The organism is Shewanella sp. 10N.286.45.A1 (assembly GCF_041470405.1).
Taxonomy (GTDB): Bacteria; Pseudomonadota; Gammaproteobacteria; order Enterobacterales; family Shewanellaceae; genus Shewanella.
This window is the reverse complement of the sequence record NZ_JBFRMK010000161.1, coordinates 1-3,856: the sequence shown is the minus strand read 5'-3', so window position 1 is coordinate 3,856 and position 3,856 is coordinate 1. Positions and strand designations below refer to the sequence as shown.

The following is a 3,856-nucleotide window of genomic DNA, read 5'->3' as shown; positions in this document are numbered from 1 at the left end:
AGACAAGTAGTGGGATTTACAGCGTAGCTGCAGTAGATAACATGGGTGGAGGTGCACCGCTCGGTGTGATTCTAATGGATGACTTTGTCGCTAAGTAAACGGCTAGAGACTATAGAAGCGGCATATATTCAATGCCGCTTTTTTACGTAAAGAGTTTATTCACGGCTTTTAGGTAGGCTGACAAAGCGACCTTCAAATACGGCACACTGTTTATCAGCACACCAAAGCTCAATCGTTAAATTGATCCGAACTCGTTTGCCACGTTGCAATGCCGACAGATCTGTATCGACCCAATCTACTCTCGCAACAGGGTCTGCAGTAATAGGGGCAATATAACGAACATTGGCATCGGCTAGCACAATATCACCTTCAACCTTCGCCAGTTGTTGTTGCAACCAAACCATGCCCCAGCCCGTTAGTGTCATCAGGGTATAAATGCTGCCTGCAAACATAGTTTGATGCAGATTAACATTCGGCGCCAACGGCGCGGTAACACTAAAATGTTGCCCAGAAAAACTAACAGGCGTGATCTGCATAAACTGACTAACGGGAATCGTTTGATACCAAGTGTTTTGCAGCTGCTTTAATAAGCTATCTTCGTCAACAGCCAATTTTTGCATAACTCCTATACCTGCAAATTAAAGGTAACAGGGCCATCATTGACCAAAGAGACTTTCATGTCAGCGGCAAACTCACCAGTTTGAGTGTTAACCCCTTTTGATAAACAAAAATCAACAAAGGCTTGGTAAAGTTCTCGCGCTTGATCAGGCGTTCCTGCACCAGAAAAACTAGGACGCAGGCCGCGACCAGTATCAGCCGCTAAAGTAAACTGCGACACCACTAACAAACTGCCCCCAGCTTGTTCTAGGTTAAGATTCATTTTGCCATTTTCATCAGAAAAGACTCGATAACTCATCACCTTAGTCGCCAGTTTTTCCATTTTTGCTAAATCATCTTCACGCTCGACTCCGAGCAGTACTAATAGGCCTTTACCTATCTCTCCAATGGTTTCACCGTCAACGACTACGTTAGCTTCACTTACACGTTGAATTAAGGCAATCACTTACACTCTCTCCATTAAAAATTAATAACTTAAATAAAAAAGCGAAGACGAATGCTTCGCTTACGGATAACTGAACGATCGCAAATTCACTTACGGAAAATAGTTTTCCAGCATTCTGTAGGTTGGCATTTATGCCGACAAATCCTAAAAACAATTGATGGGCTAAAGCCCAACCTACAGAAGAGACATACTTTTCGTAAGCGCAAAGCCCCGTATGTAACCAAGTCACATCCGTAAGGTCATTTGTGTTAGCGTTCTCTAGGATCTTTCTTAGCCTTGCCTAAAGCCTAGAGCTTTCTGCTCCTAGGCTTTATTTTCCTTGAGCCTTGTTTAAATCGACTGAATATTCTGCATTACTGGGATCGGTTTGATCACATCTTCCGAGCCTTCAGGTAGCGACTTACCAACCTGGCGTAAACCTTCATCAGTCCACAGTATAAAGCGGCCGATCTCTTCCATGCTAATCGTATCAACAAAGGTTGCCGCACCTTGCACTTGGATCACAGCCCCTCGCTCTCTTACTACAAACTAATCAAGTTGATATGTTAGATCTAGTCGGGACTTATACACTTCAGGAAAAACCGTAAGTTTCTGTTCAAATACCTCCGCTAGTCCACTATATATTTCTTATGCCTGCCAGCTCCCGTCTGGCAGGCATTTTTTATCAATCACTTACAGTTAAGTTCAACCTTGCGGCCGCCTTCGACTTCTGTCACTTGATAATGCCATCCATATTGATTCACTAATTTTTCAGTTAACTCTAACCCTAATCCAAAGCCCAAATCATCCGCTTGATTTTGATCATCAGGGTCAAGGTTATAATTGGTGATCGATAAGTGATCGTTTAACTGCTCAATCACCACCTTGCCGTTAAAAGTATGCTGAAATGCATTACGAATAAGGTTAGTAATAATGATCCGATATAAGCCTTCAGACATGGTTAATTCAGTATCGTCTGTACTCAAAGTGACTTCTACCGTTTTACCTTGTAAAAGATAATGTAACTCTGCTGTAATCGCTTCGACTAACGCGCCAACGGCCACATCACTGGTCGGTAATGACTTGCCTTCTTGACGGTTTAACCACAATAAGGTTTCAGTTAAATCAGTCATTGTCAGCCCTGCTCGCTCAATTCTATCAAGCACAGCCAGTTGTTTTTCTGCGGGCAATTGCTTCGTTATCATTTTACGTAATAGCTCAGCATTGGTACGAGAAACTGCAATAGGAGTGCGCAGTTCATGGCTTGCATAGCCTAAAAAGCGTTTTTCTCTGTCTAAGGTTTCCTGCACAGAGCTTAAACTTGACTGTACTATATCGGCTAACGTGTTTAGTTCACTGTAATGAAAATTAGGACGAGGCTGAGTTAGCTTGTCTTTATCAAGCGATTTGGCCCACTCTTTTAACTGTTCAACGGGATTGGCGACTTTGCGCAGTACTAAAAAAAGCACTAATGAAAACAACATAATCGCAATCAATCCGACAAGTAAAATATAGATAAATTGCGGCGGTTTATTACTGCGCTTTTGTTTGTATTTCTTATCTAGCATGACAGAGGCATAACGCACTGTATCGCCAGATATTACCTTCATTGCAAACAAGGCTCTTTTGGGTTGATCGATTATCGGTAACCCATCGATTTTTTTGGTTAACTGATTAGGCTCTAGGTCATTAACATCAATGTTATCTTGGATCACTTGGGGCAATGACTCCCAACGAGTCGCGACGGTAAGTTCCCCTATCGTTAAGGGCTTGTCGCCCTCTAATGTTATTTCATTCGCTTGAGAGCGAACAAAGTTTGTCATCGCAACATCTAACCCAGAAAAAAAATAACTGACCGCAACAGCTGACATGCCGACAACGATAACAGTGCCAGTGAGTAACATGGCAAGTAAAAAGTATATTTTTATGCTGGGTCTTATCTTCATGATGTGGGCACACTCTTTTCAGATTCAACTTTAAGAACAAAGCCTTGGCCTGTTATCGTATGAATTAACTTATGCGCTTCTTCGCAGTTTCCATCCACCGCTTTACGTAAGTTAAACATGTGCACTTTAAGACTATTACTGTCTGGCTGCTCATCTCCCCACACACTTTGCATGAGCTTTTCTCGTGAAACGACTTTAGGACTTTCTCGTAATAAACACTCAAGTATTTTAGTCGCTGTGGGTGACAATTTAAGCGGCTGCTGTTTTCGTGTAGCCGTTTTACTGTGCAGATCTAATGCTAAATCCGCTACCATAAGTTTACTTACCTCGCCGCTGCGTCTGCGTGATAGCACTTGCGATCGTACAATTAACTCTTCCATCGCAAAGGGTTTAATGAGGTAATCATCTGCCCCTTTTGAAAAGCCAACTAACTTATCATCTAAGGTATCTCGGGCGGTAAGCATTAGCACTGGTACATCAATGCCTTGAGCGCGTATACGTTCACACACTTCAAGACCATTCATTTTCGGCAGGTTTAAATCCAACACCACAACATCGTATTGATTGGTTTCAATTAAATTAACGCCGACAGCGCCATTGGCTGCGTGATCGCACTGAATATCTTCCAGTTCAAGGTAATCAATAATCGCTGTTGCTAGGTCAATATCGTCTTCAACCAGAAGTAACTGCAAATGATCAGACATTGTTTTCCCTCTTAGATTCCATATCAGTGCGAGGCTTTATCACTCGCGAATAATTGTGTATTCAATAGCCGTTACGCTGCACATAACGAGCATCATTCACTGAGCAATAAGATCACATACTCAGTCTAACTGAATCGAACGATGCGTTATACCAATCAGTATAA

Annotated in this window: 5 protein-coding genes; all 5 read right to left on the bottom strand. The window is 42.3% G+C overall.

Features of this window, described 5'->3' with window-relative positions:
* Positions 1-155 precede the first annotated feature (155 nt).
* The gene (locus AB4238_RS12760; protein ID WP_372033775.1) at positions 156-620 is read right to left on the bottom strand and encodes a thioesterase domain-containing protein; all 465 of its coding nucleotides are present in this window, start codon (positions 618-620) and stop codon (positions 156-158) included.
* A 5-nt stretch (positions 621-625) separates the two neighbouring features.
* A complete protein-coding gene (dtd, locus tag AB4238_RS12755) occupies positions 626-1,063 on the bottom strand; it encodes a D-aminoacyl-tRNA deacylase (RefSeq protein WP_372033774.1) in 438 nt (145 codons plus the stop codon).
* Between the two features lie 330 nt (positions 1,064-1,393).
* On the bottom strand, positions 1,394-1,567 hold the full coding sequence (locus tag AB4238_RS12750; RefSeq protein WP_372033773.1) for a hypothetical protein: 174 nt from the start codon (positions 1,565-1,567) through the stop codon (positions 1,394-1,396).
* 164 nt (positions 1,568-1,731) lie between these two features.
* Positions 1,732-2,988, bottom strand: a complete 1,257-nt coding sequence (locus tag AB4238_RS12745) for a sensor histidine kinase (RefSeq protein ID WP_372033772.1) — start codon at positions 2,986-2,988, stop codon at positions 1,732-1,734.
* Positions 2,985-3,692 (bottom strand): response regulator transcription factor, encoded by a 708-nt coding sequence (locus tag AB4238_RS12740; protein WP_055022541.1) that lies wholly within the window; start codon positions 3,690-3,692, stop codon positions 2,985-2,987. The genes AB4238_RS12745 and AB4238_RS12740 overlap by 4 nt, the downstream gene beginning before the upstream one ends.
* Positions 3,693-3,856 lie beyond the last annotated feature (164 nt).